This is a genomic window from Paenibacillus forsythiae T98, assembly GCF_000520735.1.
In the GTDB taxonomy this organism is placed as follows: Bacteria; Bacillota; Bacilli; order Paenibacillales; family Paenibacillaceae; genus Paenibacillus_AQ; species Paenibacillus_AQ forsythiae.
In genome coordinates this window covers 1-508 of record NZ_ASSC01000695.1, presented here as the reverse complement: position 1 = coordinate 508, position 508 = coordinate 1, and the positions used below count along the sequence as shown (strand labels likewise).

Here is a 508-nt window from a genome sequence, read left to right as displayed (position 1 = left end):
GCGGCCTGCTGATTGCGCTGGGCTTCGCGATCGGCGGCATTTATGTCTTCGACCATCCGGGTTCGATCGGCGAAACATTGTTCACAACCGGTAAATCGGCCTTTGCCCTGATGATTCCAATCTTAGGCGCATATATTGCTTACTCGATTGCCGACCGGCCTGCACTAGTGCCCGGGATGATCGGCGGATATTTTGCCAGCACGAACGGGTCGGGCTTCCTTGGCGCTCTGCTTGCCGGCTTTGCCGCAGGTTATCTGGTACTCGCGATCAAGAAGTATCTGAAGCTTCCCAAAACAATGCAGGGCCTGATGCCGATTCTGATTATTCCGCTGTTATCCGCAGCCGTTATGGGGCTGCTGATGGTGTTCGTTGTTGGAGAGCCAGTTGCCTTCGTCAACAAGGCTTTGGCGGACTGGTTGAATTCGCTTAATGGTACAAATGCGGCAATACTTGGAATTATTCTTGGACTGATGCAGGCTTTCGACATGGGTGGTCCGGTCAATAAGGC

1 protein-coding gene is annotated in these 508 nt (G+C 53.3%); it reads left to right on the top strand.

The window, feature by feature from the left end; translation table 11 throughout:
• A partial coding sequence (locus tag L692_RS0121345) for a PTS fructose transporter subunit IIC (RefSeq protein WP_025702047.1) occupies positions 1–508 on the top strand: 508 nt, incomplete at both ends.